The organism is Paenibacillus diazotrophicus, from assembly GCF_042610465.1.
In genome coordinates, this window is sequence record NZ_JBGJZN010000006.1 from 280,972 (window position 1) to 296,249 (window position 15,278).

The 15,278-nt window shown below is 52.9% G+C and carries 11 protein-coding genes; 4 read left to right on the plus strand and 7 right to left on the minus strand.

Annotation, left to right across the window (positions count from 1 at the left end; genetic code table 11):
* Positions 1-17: 17 nt before the first annotated feature.
* Positions 18-782 (minus strand): DUF2161 family putative PD-(D/E)XK-type phosphodiesterase, encoded by a 765-nt coding sequence (locus ACAN54_RS22170; protein ID WP_379160588.1) that lies wholly within the window; start codon positions 780-782, stop codon positions 18-20.
* Positions 783-956: 174 nt separating this feature from the next.
* On the opposite strand from ACAN54_RS22170, the gene ACAN54_RS22175 reads away from it, so the two are divergent.
* The gene (locus tag ACAN54_RS22175; RefSeq protein WP_379160591.1) at positions 957-2,852 is read left to right on the plus strand and encodes a PrkA family serine protein kinase; all 1,896 of its coding nucleotides are present in this window, start codon (positions 957-959) and stop codon (positions 2,850-2,852) included.
* Between the two features lie 269 nt (positions 2,853-3,121).
* Here ACAN54_RS22175 and ACAN54_RS22180 read toward each other — a convergent pair whose 3' ends face one another.
* The 5 genes from ACAN54_RS22180 to ACAN54_RS22200 form a co-directional block, all read right to left on the minus strand.
* A complete protein-coding gene (locus ACAN54_RS22180; protein ID WP_379160594.1) occupies positions 3,122-3,853 on the minus strand; it encodes a hypothetical protein in 732 nt (243 codons plus the stop codon).
* Positions 3,854-4,072: 219 nt separating this feature from the next.
* Positions 4,073-5,617: a DUF3502 domain-containing protein gene (locus tag ACAN54_RS22185; protein ID WP_379160597.1), complete on the minus strand. Its 1,545-nt coding sequence runs from the start codon at positions 5,615-5,617 to the stop codon at positions 4,073-4,075.
* Positions 5,618-5,753: 136 nt separating this feature from the next.
* Entirely contained in the window at positions 5,754-6,638 is an 885-nt protein-coding gene (locus tag ACAN54_RS22190) for a carbohydrate ABC transporter permease (protein ID WP_379160599.1), read from the minus strand.
* A 12-nt stretch (positions 6,639-6,650) separates the two neighbouring features.
* The gene (locus tag ACAN54_RS22195; RefSeq protein ID WP_379160602.1) at positions 6,651-7,637 is read right to left on the minus strand and encodes an ABC transporter permease; all 987 of its coding nucleotides are present in this window, start codon (positions 7,635-7,637) and stop codon (positions 6,651-6,653) included.
* A 300-nt stretch (positions 7,638-7,937) separates the two neighbouring features.
* The gene (locus ACAN54_RS22200; protein WP_379160605.1) at positions 7,938-10,169 is read right to left on the minus strand and encodes a helix-turn-helix domain-containing protein; all 2,232 of its coding nucleotides are present in this window, start codon (positions 10,167-10,169) and stop codon (positions 7,938-7,940) included.
* A 200-nt stretch (positions 10,170-10,369) separates the two neighbouring features.
* Between ACAN54_RS22200 and ACAN54_RS22205 the strand changes: the two genes are divergently transcribed.
* The gene (locus ACAN54_RS22205; RefSeq protein ID WP_379160609.1) at positions 10,370-11,935 is read left to right on the plus strand and encodes a glycoside hydrolase family 43 protein; all 1,566 of its coding nucleotides are present in this window, start codon (positions 10,370-10,372) and stop codon (positions 11,933-11,935) included.
* Between the two features lie 16 nt (positions 11,936-11,951).
* Positions 11,952-13,409 (plus strand): glycoside hydrolase family 28 protein, encoded by a 1,458-nt coding sequence (locus ACAN54_RS22210; protein WP_379160612.1) that lies wholly within the window; start codon positions 11,952-11,954, stop codon positions 13,407-13,409.
* 33 nt (positions 13,410-13,442) lie between these two features.
* Here the strand turns inward: ACAN54_RS22210 and ACAN54_RS22215 are convergent, their stop codons facing one another.
* The gene (locus ACAN54_RS22215; RefSeq protein ID WP_379160616.1) at positions 13,443-14,306 is read right to left on the minus strand and encodes a helix-turn-helix transcriptional regulator; all 864 of its coding nucleotides are present in this window, start codon (positions 14,304-14,306) and stop codon (positions 13,443-13,445) included.
* A gap of 72 nt (positions 14,307-14,378) precedes the next feature.
* Here ACAN54_RS22215 and ACAN54_RS22220 point away from each other — a divergent pair, with 72 nt between their 5' ends.
* Entirely contained in the window at positions 14,379-15,269 is an 891-nt protein-coding gene (locus tag ACAN54_RS22220; protein WP_379160619.1) for a pectinesterase family protein, read from the plus strand.
* Positions 15,270-15,278: the final 9 nt, after the last annotated feature.

Genomic DNA, 15,278 nt, shown 5'->3' on the forward strand with positions numbered 1-15,278 from the left:
AGTACGGAGCGGGAAGGCTACAGCTTGCCCGCGCTGATCTCTGCGATCGCGGCATATTCAAGCAGCGCCGCGGTCCCGGCGGCCGTGAGCGTGTAGCGGCCGCGCCCCACCCGGAAGAACCACCCATAGTAGTTCTTCTGCAGGAATGCGGCGGCGCCCGGCACGCCGCTTCTCTTGCGCAGCTCGGCGGGGGTCACGCCGAGCGGTGCCTCCGCCCGGCTGCGCGCAGCCGCCGGGCCTAGGGCGAGGCCGGCCGCCTGCAGCGCGAGGGCCACGCGCAGCGCCTTCTCGCGGTAGGCTGTCACGAGCTTGACGCGCGTGCTGCCGCCGGTGTTGTAGTCCCCGCTGCGCTCGCGGAACTCATAGAGCAACCGCTCGCGGCGTCTCGCGCCGCTGCGGACTTGAGGCGGCGCGTCGCCCGGCTCCGCGAGCACCTCGACCAGCGGAGCCTTGGTCTTGTAGAAGACCACGGTGATCAGCCCAAGGCCGAGGCGGCGGCACAGCCCGGTAAGCTCGCCCCAGCGCTGGTTCACCGCGCCTTTTTTGTCCCGCACGCGTTCTACCGCGAGGAAGACATTGGGACTGAGCCGGAGCCGTTCAACCCCCTGCAGCAGCAAAGCGAGGTTGAACGATTTTTTCATCTCCACGATCAGCGGCAGCTCTTCATCCTCACGCAGGCCTACCAGATCGCAGGTCCGCACCTCGCCTTTGATCGAATAACCCTGTTTCTCAAAAAAACTCTTCAAAGGAGCATACAGCTCCGTTTCATGCTTAACGGCCATAGTTGTCACTCCTGCGCCCTAATTTATAGGTATATGCATTTTACTGGATGATTAATGATTCTCTATTATAGCACAGCAAAAAAGAGGTCAACTATTCCGGGCCCGCCGCATAGTTATGTAATACACTTTCTAAGCTGGTGGAGCAAGTAGGAGCGCAAGAGGAGGTAGCGAGCAATGGATATATTTGAGCGTATAGCTTCGTATCGGGCTGAGAACGACCGTTTGGCGTGGAGCGGCACCTTCAAGGAGTATATAGAACTGCTGAAAAAAGATCCCTCTCCCGCGAAAACGGCTCATTCCCGCGTATACGACATGATCAAGTCACACGGCGTAGAGGACATTAACGGGCGCAAACGGTATAAGTTTTTTGAACAGGAGATCTTTGGACTCGACCGTGCGGTGGAGAAGCTGGTGGAGGAGTATTTCCATTCTGCCGCCCGGCGGCTGGATGTACGCAAACGGATCTTGCTGCTAATGGGGCCGGTCAGTGGGGGGAAATCGACACTGGTTACCCTGCTGAAGCGGGGACTGGAGCAGTATTCGCGGACGGAAGAGGGTGCCGTATATGCGGTGGAAGGCTGCCCGATGCATGAAGACCCGCTGCATTTGATTCCGCTGGAGCTTCGTCCAGAGATTGAGCGGGAGCTTGGGGTACGCATCGAGGGCAACCTGTGCCCGTCCTGCCAGATGCGGCTCAAAAATGAATACCACGGCGATATCGAACAGGTTAAGGTGGTCCGTGTGCTTTTGTCGGAGGAGGAGCGTGTCGGCATAGGGACCTTCAGTCCATCCGATCCGAAGTCGCAGGATATCGCCGACCTGACGGGCAGCATTGATTTCTCGACCATTACCGAATACGGTTCGGAATCCGATCCGCGGGCCTATCGCTTCGACGGGGAGCTGAACAAGGCCAACCGCGGACTGATGGAGTTCCAGGAAATGCTCAAATGCGACGAGAAGTTCCTCTGGAATCTGCTGTCACTGACCCAGGAAGGGAACTTCAAAGCCGGCCGCTTCGCGTTGATCTCTGCCGATGAGATGATCATCGCCCACACGAATGAGACGGAATACAAATCCTTTATCGCTAATAAAAAGAATGAAGCACTCCAGTCCCGCATGATCGTTATGCCTGTTCCCTATAATCTGAGAGTGTCTGAAGAGGAGAAAATCTACGCCAAGCTCATCGCCCAAAGCGATATGAAGCATGTTCATATTGCCCCTCATGCGCTGCGTGCGGCGGCGATTTTCTCGATTCTGACCCGCCTTAAGGAGAGCAAGAAGCAGGGCATGGATCTGATCAAAAAGCTGCGCATGTACGATGGTGAAGAGGTTGAAGGCTACAAGGAAGCCGATCTCAAGGAAATGCAGACCGAATATCTGGACGAAGGGATGTCAGGCATCGATCCGCGATATGTCATCAACCGTATTTCCAGTGCCCTGATCAAAGGCGATCTGCAGTGCATGAATGCGCTGGATGTGCTTCGGGCGATCAAAGACGGTCTGGACCAGCATCCTTCGATTACGAAGGAAGAGCGCGAGCGCTATCTGAACTTCATTTCCATTGCCCGCAAGGAATACGACATTCTGGCCAAAAGCGAAGTGCAGAAGGCCTTTGTCTACTCTTTTGAGGAATCCGCCAAAACGCTGTTCGAGAATTATCTCGACAACATTGAAGCCTTCTGCAACTGGACCAAAATCCGCGATCCGCTGACCGATGAGGAGATGGAGCCGGATGAACGGCTAATGCGGTCCATAGAAGAGCAGATCGGTATTTCCGAGAATGCCAAAAAAGCTTTCCGAGAGGAGATCCTGATCCGGATTTCAGCGTACTCCCGTAAAGGCAAAAAGTTCGAATATAACAATCATGACCGGCTGAGGGAAGCTATTGAGAAGAAGCTGTTCACGGATCTGAAGGATATCGTCAAAATTACAACCTCCTCCAAAACACCGGATGAAAGCCAGCTCAAACGCATCAACGAGGTCTCCAGACGCCTGATCGATGAGCATTCCTATTGCCCGATCTGCGCCAACGAGCTGCTGAAATATGTCGGAAGTCTGCTGAACCGCTAAGGGAGCATGCAGCCTGTAATGCATAACAGACAGAACATCTGCTTGTTAGCCAGCGGTCAGGTTATTACTAGAACAATGCACGGACTGCCTGCTGGCGGTCCTTTTTGCTATGCATGGAATTCCCTGAAATCGTTCATTGGAAGCGTAACTAGTGTAGGGACTTGTCCCATAAAGGGTTAACCCCAACGTACGGCAGGACAAGAGGAAGGAGATTTTCCGCTCCCTCCTCCATAGTGAGAAGCTTAGTTATCCTTGTTTTCCGTCCCGGCTTACTCCTTAGACTGCATAGACTCCGCAGATTCCGGGTTCTTACCGCCAATATTAAAGCCTAATTGTCCATTATATTTACCCACCTGTCCGGCAACGCCCAAGCCTGCGCCTTGACCGCCCCCGAGCTGGGCTGTTGCCTGGGCGCCGAGACCGTTGTCACCGCCAAGCTGCAGCTGGGTTTGAAATCCTGCGCCTTGGCTGAAGCCCAGATGGCCTTCCGCATCTGCACTCAGACCGTAGGTTCCACCAACTTGCGCCCCTGTATGGAAACCTGCGCCTTGACCGCCACCCAGCTGGGTTTTGGCCTGAGCTGCAATTCCGTATTTCCCTAAGGCCTGAGCTTCTGCATTCAGCCCCAGACCCTGACTGCTGTCCAGATGGGTATTGCCTTGCGCATGGATGCCATAGGATGTGTTGCCGATGTGGCCGCCTGCATGCATTCCCGCACCGCCATAGTTTAATTTCCCGCCAGCTTGTAAGCCAATGCCGTGTTTGCCGCCTACTTCTCCTCCGGTATCAACATGAACCCCTTGCCCGCTGCCCACACCTGCGTTCATATAACCACTTACCAGTTCCTTGTTTGTGGTTGGGCTGTCTGCTGGCGGTGCTTCCGGGCTGCTGTCTGAGCGAACCAGGTGGTAGTAATGAGAGTAGGGGTAGGAAGTGGAGCGGGAATAAGGATACACGGATGAATAAGCCGGACTGTTTGAATATTCGTTCCCAAAGGTCATTTGGAATACCTCCATTATTCAATTAATTACAACAGCCTATTCAGGGTATCGTTGAAATGATACATGACTTTGGTGGGTCTTACAGGTATGATCCAAGCTGTGAGCCGGTTCCGGGCTGGTTTATGACATGAACAAGGGATGTCCTAAGCCATTACATGGTCTTTGGGACATCCCTTGTTGAGCTGTGGGAACCACAGCATCGCCTGCTGCGGCTAAGGTTTATTTTGGCTGCTTGGCGTACCATTCCGAGAACTGTTTCTGGTACTCGGCGATATATTTATCAATCCCCGCCGCCTTCAGTCTATCCAGCGCTTTCGGGAATGCCGTGTCATAATCGCTAAAGCCGCTGCCGATTGGGGCGAGGTATTCAGTGAACACTCCATTCAGCTTCGTCTCTTCATTCTTGACCGGCGTGTTGTCAAAATTAAAGCCGGCACCTTTGGAGATGATTGCCCCGTCATCCCATGCTTTGTATTCGGCAATGAAATCATCCGGTACGGTGTTGTCGAAGCGGATGAAGTTTTTATTCATCAGCAGCCAGTCGGGAATCAGTGAATCGGTGCTGATTTTGGTCAGGCGGCCGTTCTCATCCAAGGTATAATCAGTTCCCTTGATGCCATAGGCAAAGAGGTCGTACAGCTCCTGATTTTTTTGCAGGAGATTGAAGAACATGACATAGCGTTCAGGGTCCTTGGCGGCAGAAGAGACGAAGAAGGCGGTGCTGTAAGTGCCGCGGCTGATTTTCGGACGGCCCGTGCCGAGGAAATAGTTAACCAGCTTGGCGTCAGGTACGGCTTGTGAGATGGTTGCCGCACCCTCGAACGGACGGGCCGCTGTGCCTGCCCAGAACATTGCTTTGCCGGAATTCCAGTCCGACTGCAATTGCGGAACATTGGTGGCGGCATATTTGGGGATGATCCCCTTTTCATACCAACTGCGCATCAGCTTGGCATAAGCTTTGAACTCTTCAGATTCAAACCAGTTGATGATCTGATCGTCCTCGGCTGATTCATCAAGCGCAATGAAGTCATTCTGCCAGTACAGATTTTTGTCAGTGAAGTCATATTGCAGCATTCTGCGGGCATCGGTACTGGCGTAGCCGATCAGCTCGGGATGAAGGGCATGCGCTTTATCATAAAATTGTTCGAGCTCTGCCAGTGAAGTAATCTGCTTCATCCCGGCCTCTTCCAGCAGATCCTGGCGGACGAGCACGCTGTAGAATTCTGCAGAATTCGGTTTGTTGCCAACCGGGATGGCATACTGTTTGCCATCGAGCTGAAAGGCGGTGAAAGAGGCTTCATCCACCGTTTTGCTCAGGTCAGCTGCAGCGGGGACATAGGAGGTAAGATCGGCATAGAGTCCTTTGGCTACCGATTTCACCATATAATTGGCATCGGTATAGGTGGCGAAATCCTCACCCGTTGAGAGCATCAAATCGGTTTTGCCGCCGCCGTATTCAGTCCAGGGCAGGAACTGGAACTCTACCTCTGCATTGATTTCTTTTTTGATTACATCATAGAACTCTGTCTTCGCCAGCTCCTTCATCCGGTTCGACTCATCCCCGTACAGGACAATCTTCAGCTTGGCGGGGGCCAGGGCGCTGCCTTCAGTTCCGCTGTCCGCTGACGCTGCATTTGCTGTACCTTCGTTGCCGCTATTGCCGGATTTACTGGAGTTAGCGCTTTCATTATTGCCCTGCGAGCAGGCGCTTAACAGAAACACAGCAGAGAGGAGCAGATTGTACCAACCTTTTTTCTTATTCATGATGAACCCTCCTGAAAATAGAATGTACATATGAGGCATATATTGCAAAGGCTGTGCTCCCTTCACCCATTGTACAACAAGTTGGCTGCGGGGAGCAGGGGCCTGAAGCAATCCATACTGCTGCATTGTGCAGGAATCAGCCCTTGACTGAGCCGACGATAATGCCCTTGACGAAGAAGCGCTGAAGAAAAGGATACAGAATGGCTATCGGTAGAACAGTCAGGCAGGTCATGGCCATCTTGGCTGTCTCAAGCGGAGGAGTGATCATCGCGCCACCCACCTGTGCGGCGTTGCCGGAAGCGAGGAATTGGATGTTCGCCATCATGTTGTACATTAAATACTGGATCGTGTAGAGATCCTGGTTGGATACCAGCATCAGCGGCAGATAGAAGTCATTCCAGAACTGCAGCGCATAGAACAAGGAAATGGTGACAAGCCCGACCCGGCCAAGCGGAATCATAATGTTGAAAAAGATCCGCAGATGGCCAGCCCCGTCGATTTGCGCAGATTCCACAATTTCGTGCGGAATGCTGCGGAAATAATTCGCCATCAGGAACATCAGAAACACACTCAGTACATAAGGGATGAACAGCCCGAGCAGCGTATCGTCTAAGTGATAATATTTGGTGCTCAGGAGATACCAGGGCAGCGTTCCGCCGCTGAACAGCATCGTAAAATAAGCGAAGAAGGCGAAGAGATTTTTGAGCTTGAAGCCTTTGACCGAAATGACGTAGGCATAAGCGGTAGTTACGAGCACGGCGGTCAGGGTACCCAGCACGGTTACAATCACCGACATGGAGTACGCCCGCAGAATCTGCTCTGCTTTGGAGCCAAACAGGAATTCGTAGGTTTCAAAGGTAAAACCTCTGGGCCAGAACGAGTACCCCTCTGCAGCAATCCGCGATTCGGTAGAGAGTGAACCGGAGACTGCCAGCACAAACGGCACAAGACAAATGGCCGAAAAAACGGCTATACAGACATAAAAGAGAATGAGCATGCCTTTGCTTTCGGTAGTATGCATGATAGTTGTCTCCTAAAATAGTTTGCTGTCTTTGTCGTACCATCCCGCCAGCTTGTTCGCCAGCAGTACCAGAATGAAGCCAAAGACGGATTGGTATAGCGTAATAGCTGAAGCGAAGCCGAACTCACCGGAACGGATGGCGGTGCGGTAGACGTATACGTCGATAATGTCGGTTGTAGGCAGCAGCAGCGGATTGAGGAAGGTTACACCCATAATCATACTGAGATCCCCTTTGAGCATTCCGCCGATACCGAGCAGTGTCATCAGAATAATGGAGGGAATCAGCATCGGTATGGTAATTTTGGTTATGACCTGCCACCTGGAAGCACCGTCGATCCGTGCGGCCTCATAGTAGGAGGTATCGATCCCCTGCAGTACAGCGTAGTAAATAATCGCCCCGTAGCCTGCACTTTTCCAGATGTTTGCCAGCACCAGAATAATTACGAACAGCCACGGGCTGGAATACCAGTCCATTTGGGCCAGGCCAAGCGCCTGAAACAGCTGGTTCATTATACCTTTGTCGTAATCGAGCAGGGAGAAGAGGATGGCTCCGATAATAATCCATGAGATGAAATACGGGAAAAACATCACGCTCTGCGTTACTTTAATGAACCACTTGCTGCGCAGCTCATTCAGGATCACGGCGATAGCGACGGAAAAGAAGGTACCGGTTAGCATATAAAGCGTATTCAACATTACGGTGTTGCGTGTGGCTCTCAGGGCGTCCTCCATGCTGGAGAAAAAGAACTCGAAGTTGGAAAAGCCTGCCCAGGGGCTGCCGAAGATTCCGTCGTTATAGTTGTAATTTTTGAAGACAAGAATCAGTCCACTCATTGGCAGGTACGCAAAAAGAATTAAGATGATAATACCCGGTAGAGCGAGCAGGTACAGGGAGCTGTCTTTCCTTAGGGATCTGCGGAGGCTTCCGGTTCTGGCGGCCTTAAGCTTCAGGCTTAGGCTTTGCCGTCCCGGCTTCTCCGGTGCAGCCTCTTGAATCATTTACAATTCACTCCTTTGTGACTAGAGTTATCCTATTTCCCCGTATCTCAGGGGGGTGCTTTACAAGGCAAATCATAAATCCGCAGTAAATGTAAACGCTATCAAAATAAACGGAAAAAGGTTAAAAAAACAGAAACAGCGGCCTTAAAAAAACGAAAAAGGCATCACTTTTCTACTTTTTGAGCGCATAATGGCCTTTTTCGGCCCAAAAAAAGATGCCCAGGCCATTTAAACGGCTGCTGGACATCCTTGGATTTTTCATTGACTGCTTGGGCAAGCGGAGAGGAGGGGCTACTCCAGCTAATCCTGATGCTGCAGAATATGATTCATTCTCCATTTGGAGGGCGTTACCCCATATCGCTTCTTGAATTGGGTTGTAAAATAGGTGCTGCTGTTGTACCCCACCTTTCCGGCAATTTCCTGGATATCCATCCCGAGCTCGGTAACCAGCAGCTGCTGTGCCTGCTCCAGGCGCAGGAGGTTGATGAAATCGGGGAAGCTGCTGTTCACTTCATCAGCGATCAGTCTGCTGAGATAGGCGGGGCTAAGTGACATCTTCTCGGCTAGCGCGTTCAGCGACAGTCTTGGATCGTCATAATGCTCCCGGATATAACAGATAGCTTCGGCTGCGATACTCCGGGTCTGTACGGCGCTCATGGCGGAGATCCGCGCGAGGGCGGAATAACAGCCGGCTTCAATCCAGCTGCGCAGCTCGTCATAACTTCGGATCTTCCAGATTCGCTGGTAATCATCCAGAAATCCGGAGTGCTGAGCCTCGCTACTTAGCTCAGCGGTGCGGCTCAGCTCAACAGCAAGCCTTGATAAGGCAATAGTGGCAGGTTCAGCACGATAGCTGGTCATAACCGCCAGCAGCCGTTCTACCGCCTGCGGAATGTGTACACCCTGCTCCGGCAGCCTGACTGCCTGCAGCACAGGCTCGAGCGTATGCTCAGGTACCGGACTGCTGTTCAGGTGGATGGTATCATCAGCAAAGACAATATTCTGCTTATCGTGAAATTTAATATACTGCAGGCAATCGGCAGCTTCATTGTATTTGGACTTTAACTGGCTCAGGTCATCCGACAATCCGCTGATTCCAAAGGCGAAGCGTACACCGGACGGGAGAAGGAGGGTAGCGGTCTCCTCCCATTTACTACGGTACATGGCATAATCCCCGAAGCTTCCAGTGTTAAGCTCACTGAGAATGAGGACTGCGGACCCTTCATGCGGCTGGAAGGACTGCACCTCAGCCATTGCGGCGAATGCTGAGCGGATCTGCTGAATGCCTTCACTGCCTACACCCCAGGCATCCCCGGGTGCTCCTTCCGCTAATACCTCCATTACGCATACGCAATAAGCTCCTCCAGGCGAGATTAAGCTCATATTGGGATTCCCGCTGTGTTCCGGAGCTCCGCGGGGCGAGAGCAGCCAGCGCATCAAGGCGCTGTCATGATTCTCCTTCTTCAACTGCTCCAGCTTGACCCCGATCATCGCCAATTCCTGACTGGCTGTATCGAAATCCCCGCCTGTCTTTAGTGCCTCATCATTGCCGGACAGATGGACGATATTGCCGAACAGACGGCCGATAGGCTTGTAGATGTGCCGGGAGAGCAGGCCCGAGATAATGAACGCGGCCAGAATAAGGGCGAGGCACAGGCCAATCATCAGATTACGTGCGCTGGAGATATCCCGGATGCTGTCCTTATAAGAAGTCTCCGACACGAACCACAGCTTATCCCCCGGTGAATACACAAAGGTAACCAATTGGGGTTGTTGCCCAGCAGCTTTATAGACAAAAGAACCTCTTTCATCAGAAGAAGCGACGATCTTCTCCAGCATGTCAGAATCCAGGGGAGTTCCGGACAGTGCGCTGTGCATAAGCACTGTAGCGTTCGCATCGAGCACGGCATAACGAGTCGCTTCACCGTCTGTCTGCGTAAACAGATTATTCTGCAGCTTGGACAAATTGACTGTTAACGCCACTGCCCCATAATACTCACTGTCCGCGAAGGCCCGGTCATTATAGAAGACGGTCAGCAGTGTCACGGGACTCCCATTGTTCAAAGTAGCCTTCCAGAGGAAGGGAGATTCAATAATGCGACTGTTCCGCATCCGCTGTGACAGCTCCAGCTTGGACGAGGGGCTCAATGGCATATTCTCAAACATGGCGACGGGCTCTTTTACACCAAAGATGTATGCGTTCTCAAGATACTGATTGACTACCAGTGCGCCGCGGATCTGGCTTAGGGCACTATTGAGCTGGTCGCTCCAGTCAGTATCTCCGCTCATCATCAATGCATGGATATTCGGATTGGCATAGAAGTCCATTGTATAGTTCTGGACAATCTCTTTATAGTTCATAAATACGGTTTCTGTATTCAGCAGTACATTCTGGTTCGCTTTATTGACACTTGCTATTGAGATATTCCGGTACCAGTAAAAGATTACAACTGCCAGCACAAGGATGCAGCAGACAGATATTGTAGTCAGGCTGATAAAAAAGCGGGTGTATATTTTCCTGTTTTTGCCCATGCTGATCGCCCCTTTGTGTAATCCTACTATACTCATTCTAGAGGGACAAGTCATTCTCTGACAAGACAGGAAAAGTGATGGATTGAGCATAAAAGTATAAAATCGGAGAAATAGAGCATGAAAAATGCAAGAAAGTTAAATCTGGACGAACTATAATTGGTTGTGCTTACATTTTAAATGCATTGAGGAGGCTTCCTATATTGAGAACATTCCGCAACCCGGTACTGCCGGGCTTCTATCCTGATCCTTCGGCCATCCGTGTAGGTGAGGATTACTATCTTGTGACTTCCAGCTTTGAGTTCTTCCCCGGTGTTCCGGTCTTTCATAGTAAGGATCTGGTGAACTGGCGGCAGCTCGGGCATGTGCTGGACCGTCCGTCGCAGCTGAATCTGGATCATACGATTCCCTCTATGGGCATCTGGGCGCCGACCATCCGCTATCATGAAGGCCTCTTTTATATGATTACTACCTATATTGACAATGACAAGAATCAGCACAATTTCTATGTTACGGCAACCGACCCCGCCGGGGATTGGTCTGATCCCGTGTGGCTGGAGGATGCGCCAGGCATCGACTCCTCTTTATTCTTCGATGATGATGGCAAAGTGTACTATACCGGCAACCGGGTTCCGCCGGAAGGCCAGGATTATCCGAAGCATATGGATATTTGGCTGCAGGAAATCGACCTTATAGCGGGCAAGCTGACCGGACCCAAGATCAGCATCTGGCAGGGTGCGCTCAAGGTGGCCCATGCACAGGAAGGCCCGCATGTGTACAAAATCGGAGATTGGTATTACGTCCTGATTGCCGAAGGCGGAACCGGCCATACCCATGCAATTACCATTGCCAGAAGCAGGAATGTGACCGGCCCTTATGAAGGCTACAAGGCCAATCCGATTCTGACCCACCGGCATCTCGGCAGACAATATCCTATTGTGAATGTCGGCCACGGAGAACTTGTGGAGACCCAGCATGGGGACTGGTGGATGTTCTGTCTGGCCTCCCGGACGAACGGCGGTTATTACCGCAATCTGGGACGCGAAACCTTCCTCACACCGGTCAGCTGGGAGAATGAATGGCCTGTAGTGAATCCCGGCAAAGGGGTGTTGGAATTGGAGGCGGCTGCTCCGGATTTGCCGGAGACGAAATGGCCGGAGCTGCCGGTGCGTGATGATTTTGATGATCGTGAGCTTGCGCCGGTATGGAACTTCCTAAGGACACCGCGCGGCGGATTCTGGAGTCTTGCAGAACAACCGGGGGTACTGCGGCTGCAATTGAAGCCGGAGCGGCTCTCCGAGATCAATAACCCGTCCTTTGTCGGAAGACGCCAGCAACACCTCAGCTTCAGAGCCGCTGCAGATATGACGTTTAGACCGGGTACGGAGAAGGAAACCGCAGGCTTTGTCCTGCTGCAGAATGCGGATTATCATTTCCGGTTTGAACTGGGGATGGATGCAGGTGAGCAGGTGCTGCGCCTCATCGAACGCCGCGGCGGAAGTGAACAGCTGCTTGCATCAGTGACTTATCCGAAGGATAAAGTGCAGTTTAAGGTAGAGGCCAAAGGGCAGGAATGCAGCTTCTTCTTCAGATCGTCGGAAGCTGACAAGTGGAGTGCTCTGTATGAAAGGGCGGACGGAAGGATACTCAGCACCGATCTGGCCGGAGGTTTTACAGGGGCTTACATGGGGATGTATGCAAGCTCACAAGGGACAGTAAGCGGGAATCACGCGGATTTTGACTGGTTCAGCTACGAAGGTCTTGAGTAAAAGGAGGGATAAGACGATGAACGGCAAGCAGAATTCACATGCTTATCCACTGCCTGAGCTTCCGCAGATTCCTGAACGGATATTTAGCATAACCGATTATGGAGCCCCACAGGGCGACGGAGTTTCACTGTGCACCTCTAGTATACAGGCTGCGCTGGATGACTGTGCTGCTGCCGGAGGAGGAAAAGTAGTCATTCCGCCTGGAATCTGGCGCACGGGTCCGCTTACCTTGCATAGCCGGATCAATCTCTCTGCCGAGCGGGGAGCGCTTGTGTTGTTTGCTGCCGATCCGGAGCTGTACCCCCTGCTTCCGTCGTATTATGAGGGAACGTCCGGCTGGCGCTGCCAGGCGCCTCTGGACGGAGAAGCTTTAAGTGACGTGGCGATTACAGGAGAAGGCATCTTCGACGGCAGCGGTGAAGGCTGGCGGCCGGTAAAACGGTTCAAAATGACAGAGCAGCAGTGGCAGAAGCTCACTGGCTCCGGCGGTGTAACGGATGTGGAGAGTGAAATCTGGTGGCCTTGCCGTGAAGCGATGGAAGGGGAAGCCTTCGTCCGTAAGCTGCAGGAGAATGGAGAAAGCGGGATGGAGGCTTATTTGCCAGTGCGGACATATCTGCGTCCGGCCTTGCTTAGCCTGCGGAACTGCCGCAGAATACTGCTTGAAGGGCCGACGTTCCAGAATTCTCCGGCCTGGTGTCTTCACCCCATGGGGTGTGAGCAGGTTACTGTGCGTAATATTCAGGTGCGCAATCCGTGGTATTCACAGAACGGGGACGGCCTTGATCTGGAATCCTGTACACATGCGCTTGTCGAGCACTGCAGCTTCGATGTCGGGGATGACGCGATCTGTCTGAAGTCGGGCAAAGACGAAGAAGGCCGCAGAATGGGTATGCCCTGCCGGTATATTACGATCCGGTATTGTACCGTGTATCACGGACATGGCGGGGTGGTGATCGGCAGCGAGATGTCCGGAGGAGTCCATGCGGTAAGAGTCCATGATTGCCTGTTCATCGGAACGGATATCGGCCTGCGGTTCAAAAGCACCAGAGGCAGAGGCGGAGTAGTTGAGGATATTGTAATGGAGAATATCACGATGAGCGGTATTCTCCACGAGGCGGTGTCTTTTCATATGTTCTATGCAGGAGTTGAAGGCTCGGAAGGGCATGACAGCCAGCTGTTCCCGGTAACTGAAGCAACCCCTGAATTTCGGGATATCACCTTACGGAACATCGTCTGCTATGGAGCAGCTACCGCACTGCTTGTAAACGGGCTGCCGGAAATGCCTCTCTCCCGGCTTGCTGTCGAGAACTTTCATGCCGTAAGCGAACGCGGGATCATTCTGCGTCATGCCGAAGGCGTGCTGCTGGACTGCATCAGTCTTCAAACTCCGACTGTGCCGGCCCTGCAGATGCAGAGCAGCAGTAATGTCATAGTAACGAACTCAGCAGATTTGGTTGGTACGGAAAGATAACGACCTTCTGCGTACCTGAAACCGGAATTCACACTATACCCTGGATGAATGGCGCGTCCGTGCTTCCTTCCGGTATTGGAGCGGAGTCAGTCCGGTTGATTTTTTGAAAGTCTTATTGAAGTGAGAGAGATGTTCGAACCCGACAGCAGCGGCGATTTCCTGGATTCTGCCGTCAGACCCGGCGAGCAGCCGCTCGGCTTCTCTTACCCTGATGTGGACGATGTATTCACGGAAATGGAAGCCCGTCAACCGGTGGAATACCCGGCTTAAATAAGAGGGGCTTATGAAAAAATGTCCTGCCGTCTCTTCAAGGGTCAGGGACTCCCGGTAATGACTGCGGATAAAGGTAGCGACTTCCGTGACCAGCTGATGCAGCGGATGTTTTGTTCCTCCGGCCTGTGATGTGGTCTCTGAGCGCTGCAGCAGGATCATCAGCTCGGTTAATAAAGTGCTTACGCAGGTTTCATAATACGGGCGCTGCAGACGGCATTCCTCCAGCATCCGGGTCAGCAGGCTCTCCGCCTCGTCCTGTTCACGTAGCGTTAACCTGAACAGGCGGTAGCCCCGGCTGTGGAACCACTGTGCTCTATTTCGCAGCACAGGCGGCAGCAGACCCGGATCATAATTGATCAGAATCCGCTCGAACTCGGCCATCTCGGAACTGGCAGTGGCATGAAGCTCTCCGCCGGGAATCAGGATCAGCTCGCCTTTATGAACTGTAACCACCCGGTCGTCCACAAAATATACGCGCTCCCCTTCCAGCAGGTAGTACAGCTCGGTCAGTTCGTGGCTGTGGGGACGCGGCATGGCGGTAATGCCTTTACGCTTCATATGCTGGATGCTGTACCGGCCGTCTTCAATATAATATTTGGGATTTGGGCTGCTTACGCTGGTCATGAATCTCCTCTTCTCTCCTAACCGTTACGGTTATTATAGAATAAACACAGGCTGATATGAAAGGAGCCGCACATGCTAATTATAGTCTCCAAAAATAGCACCGAAGGATATGCCAGTCTGCAGGCAGCGCTGGATTCCATCCCGCCGGAGCATACCTCTGAGGTAACAATCCGGATTAAGCCCGGCATTTACGAGGAGAAAATCACTGTAGGGCCTAAGGCGCCTCCGATCCTGCTGCTTGGCGAGGATCCGCAGTCGACCGTCCTCACTTGGTCCGATAACGCCCATACGCTTGGCGCTGACGGAGAGCCGCTGGGTACGTTCAGATCAGGAACGCTGAATGTGTTCGCCGAACATTTCACAGCAGAGAATCTGACGATCTGCAACGCCTCCGGTCCGGGTACCGGTCAGGCGGTGGCGGCTTTCATTGATGCCGGACAGGCGGTCTTCCGCCGCGTACGTCTGCTTGGGGATCAGGACACGCTGTATACCGGTGTAGGCAAGCAATATTACGATGATTGCTATATCGAAGGTGATGTGGACTATATCTTTGGTGCCGCTACGGCTTTATTCGACCGCTGTCACCTGCACAACAAGCGCTCCAGAGGCTATATCACAGCCGCTTCTACACCGGAAGGCGCAGCATTCGGCTATGTATTCCTGGACTGCCGGATTACCGGAGGGGAGGGTGTAAGCGAGGTGTATCTTGGACGCCCGTGGCGCCCCCACGCACATGTCGCCTTCATCCGCACACTCATGGATGGTTCAGTAATCGGCGAAGGCTGGCATAATTGGGGGCAGCCTGAGCGGGAGAAGACCAGCCGCTATGAGGAATTCGGAAGTATGGGCCCCGGAGCCCAACCGGAAGCCAGAGTAGCATGGTCCCGGCAGCTGAACCCGCAGGAAGCTTCGGAATACAGGGTACTCACCGTATTGGGCGGCTGGCATCCCGAGGGATATTAGGATTAAGGT